General features: G+C 62.4%; 3 protein-coding genes. 2 read left to right on the top strand and 1 reads right to left on the bottom strand.

Translation table 11 applies throughout. The annotated features are described in order from the left end of the window. The first annotated feature begins 575 nt into the window (after positions 1 to 575). Positions 576 to 1,175 carry a hypothetical protein gene (locus AB0876_RS34225; protein WP_526044223.1) on the top strand — a complete coding sequence of 200 codons (600 nt, stop codon included), beginning with the start codon at positions 576 to 578 and terminating at the stop codon, positions 1,173 to 1,175. On the opposite strand, the gene AB0876_RS34220 is transcribed toward AB0876_RS34225, so the two are convergent. Further along, the gene (locus tag AB0876_RS34220; protein WP_526044222.1) at positions 1,154 to 1,675 is read right to left on the bottom strand and encodes a DUF4226 domain-containing protein; all 522 of its coding nucleotides are present in this window, start codon (positions 1,673 to 1,675) and stop codon (positions 1,154 to 1,156) included. The two genes, AB0876_RS34225 and AB0876_RS34220, sit on opposite strands and share 22 nt — an antisense overlap. A gap of 385 nt (positions 1,676 to 2,060) precedes the next feature. Between AB0876_RS34220 and AB0876_RS34215 the strand changes: the two genes are divergently transcribed. Then, a complete protein-coding gene (locus tag AB0876_RS34215) occupies positions 2,061 to 2,816 on the top strand; it encodes a hypothetical protein (RefSeq protein ID WP_526044221.1) in 756 nt (251 codons plus the stop codon). Positions 2,817 to 3,498: the final 682 nt, after the last annotated feature.

The raw sequence follows: 3,498 nt of genomic DNA, 5'->3' as shown, positions 1-3,498 counted from the left end.
GCTGGGCAGACCAGCGGCTACATCCTGCCCACCCCACAAACCGCCGTCAGAATCACCGTCGAACCACACCACTCAAGTCAGTCCACGGATTGAGGCTTAGATCCCCAGCAATGGGACCTGCCTGCCATTGCCCGCAAAACCAACAACTGGGCGGCCAACAACCAGGTCGAACTCGACCACATCGAACCGCGCTGGTCGGCCGACGACAAGGCCGCTCACCTCGCCGAATTCGGCGCGATCTCAACTGTTGACTTCATCGAGCAATGCGTCATCGAAGCCGGACCGGACACTGCACCCTGGAGCGAGCTCCAAACCCGTGTGAACGCAGGAGAATTCGACTCCTGGCCACCAATCTGGCAGCACGGTCGGCACACCACGCAGTCCGCCGACCAACTGACCCGAGATAGACAACAGCGCCGCGCCCGCAGCGCTCAACAACGAATGAAGGCAGCCGTGCGCGCCCGCCCCATCGACTCAGGCCGCTATATCGACCTCTAACACCGGCCCACCCAGGTTCGTGGACAATCGGCTCACCGCCTTAGCGGAACACGCCCTCGACCGCCTAGCGTCAAGCCATGCACCCGCGCAGGAGCCGACACGTCGCGCCGCACAGCATCGACGCACCCCGCCGGCCCGCTCAAGTGGTCTCGCTGGCCGAGGTGCGCCGGCGCAGGATGCCCACGCCGCCCGATTCGACGCCGCAGCCAGAGCCAACTACTCCCAATCCGCTCGGTTCATGGGTGATCCAATTGATCAACACCATCCAGAACGGATGCATCGTCCGGACGACCATGGCACCCTCGCCCGGCCTTCTGGAACTCATCACCGAAGTCAGCAGCCACTCCACACACACCGCGCGTGGTCCTCGCCGCCTCCACGTCACACCCAGTCGACCCAGCCAGTTCGCCGCTGTAGAGGGCACCTGCGAGGCACTGACTCAGATGGGTGCCAACCCGCGACTCGACATCGAAATACGACTCACCCCCGAGCACGTGCACCTGACTGTGCGCGGCGTGCTGGCCGATCCCGTCATGGCGCCCGACTACGCCGACAGCATCACAACAACCCTCCAGGCCGCCACCGACCTGCGCTGGGAGCTCGATATCACCGATACAGGCACCTTGAACTGGCAGATCCCAGAGTTCTACAGCGCCTACACCGCGGCGTTGCCGTAACGCTGCGCGACATCGGTGAATCCACTGGCCGCACGTCCATGCGACTCCTGCGCGTGGGCAAGGATCGCCTCGACCTCGTCTAACCCGCCAACCAGCAACTCGGCATACTGCTGCCGTCCAGCCTGAGTGTCCAACGACGGACCCATTCCGGCCCGTGCAGCCTCAACGGTCGCCTGAAGACTACGCAGCCGTTCGAGACTGCCGCGGGCTGCGCTGCGCGCCTGTTCAAGGGTCTCAGCCAGCTCACGATCGGTGCTCTCACGTTCCCGGCGTAAGCGTTCCAGATCCTCGTCGACCACTCGGAACTGTTCGGCTCCCGCCCCAGTCCAGCCAGACAAATGATCACGCCACACCGCAGACTGACCCGTTTGTGCGGCGTCGTCGAGCCCTCGCGGAGCTGGCCCACCTGCGCCAACCACGGACGCCGGCGCGACATCGCCGACGGAGGTCAACTCCTTGAGGAGCGACACCAAAGTCTCAGCGGTCTGATCCAGGTCCACAGATCAACAATAATCCCGCGACCCGTTGAATTGGCGAACGCACCGGCCCACGTCCCGGGGGTTCCGACCACTTGTCATCGTGACCCGAAATCCGAACGTCCACCGCCAACCGGGCGTCGGGATTAGAAACAGCCTCTAAGGCTGGCTACCGCGCGGCGATCCCGCGTCTGCACGACCGGGAGCGGTCGGGGAGCACTAGCGGCTCTAGTCTGCGTGTCGCACCCGCGCCCTCGGCCATGCCAATACCGTGCGAGGCATGACAAGTGCCGACAGAGATGAACCGTTCAGCTCGCGTTGGCTTGCTACTGTGCATGGTGTTGCCGCAGTGATGTGTTCCCCGCAACCGCCCGATGAATGACTTGCGTGACAACGCAATCGTGTCGCCGTGTCGCTGGCTCACCTAAGCATTGCTTGCCACAATGGTGTGGTCGAGTTCGAGTGTTTCTCAATAGAAGGCAGCGCAACGATGGTATTTCCTCCTTCAGCGGACAACTCTCCAGGGTCGACTGGGCACTACCTCGAAGGTGCGCAAGCTGCCCGGCTGCTGCAGGTGTTAGACCATGCTCGGTACGGAATGCTCAGCGCCACTTGGCGCGATGAGCTGCTGCCGGCCAACGACACTGACCCCGAGAGGTTACTGATCGAAGAACTTCGCCTGAATCCTTATGCGCCATGGGAACCCGGACACGCACAGCATTGGCGCGAAGCTCTCGACTCCTGGTACGTCACGTCGCGCACGGCGCTGACCGCGAAGTTCGTCTGGACATCTCGGAGTGTCACCACGACAGCAGGTGGCTCTGACGGCGTTCTCCGGAGCGCGTTGCTAACTAGCTCGCTTCCCGATATCCGAGTCGATTTGGCTGAACAACTCATGACGACTGTGGCGCCCCTCGACCAGCAGGCCGACAAGTCGCGAATGATCCACGAAGAAGCGTTCGTCCAGGAGCGAGACCGCCTCACGGTGGCATATCTCGCTCCGTTGGCAAGCCGCGGAGAAATCGGATTGGACTGGCTCGACTGGTACCGGCAGCGGGTCGAGGCCTGGCCGAAAATTCATATCAACGGAGCGCGCCCGAACATCGAATTGAGGGACCCCTCGTTCAAGACCGTAATGGAGCGCTTGCCCTCGTACTGGCAGTAATACGTGCCGGGCACGCAGCTGTTTGCCCGATCGAACTCTGGCACAACACGCCGCGCCTTAAGCGAACGTCGCTGGGGGAGCGGTGATATCGCCGCCCGCGTGATCTTGGCCTGCGTCTGGCCACCAATCAGCTGGGCCGGAACGTGTTCGATGAGCAACCATCGGAACCAGTTAACCCGGTGGTGGGGGATACCACCACCGGTCCTCATAGCGAAACGTCGACACCGCGACGCAATTATCTTGGTCGGGGTCGGACACTTCGCCCATCATGTCCGACATCGCTTTAGGTAACGGGCCGCCATGGTTGGCCACGCGCCTTTGACCTTCGTAGTTAAGGCGATCTGCGACGAACGCCGCAGCGATGCGTCCCGCAGCCGCAGCGGCATCGAGAGACGTGGCGAAGCAGTGGGTGCCTGCAGTGGTGAGTTTCGACAAAGGCGCGGCCGGCGATTCGAATCGATTCTCAGAAGTGGTCGGCGATGCCGGCGCGGCGCCGGCCGCGTTGTCAGCCTCGCCAGCGCAAGCCGCGACCAGTGGGCAAGCAAGCGCCACGACGATCGCATTCTTCGCCCACGTTTGCACACGGCTTATCAGTAGTTAACTACACAATGTGGGCGCACAATGCGTGTTGAACTGCGTATTTATCGTCGGGTACATGTACTCTAAGAGTGTGCGTAGCAAT

Origin of the sequence: Mycobacterium sp. NPDC049093 (assembly GCF_040704635.1) — a bacterium.
Classification (GTDB): Bacteria; Actinomycetota; Actinomycetes; order Mycobacteriales; family Mycobacteriaceae; genus Mycobacterium.
This window is presented reverse-complemented; position numbering and strand designations above follow the sequence as displayed.

What these genes read in the sequence shown, in the direction of transcription:
- AB0876_RS34225 (WP_526044223.1), top strand. Translation starts at nt 576, where the DNA reads ATGCACCCGCGCAGGAGCCGACACGTCGCGCCGCACAGCATCGACGCA.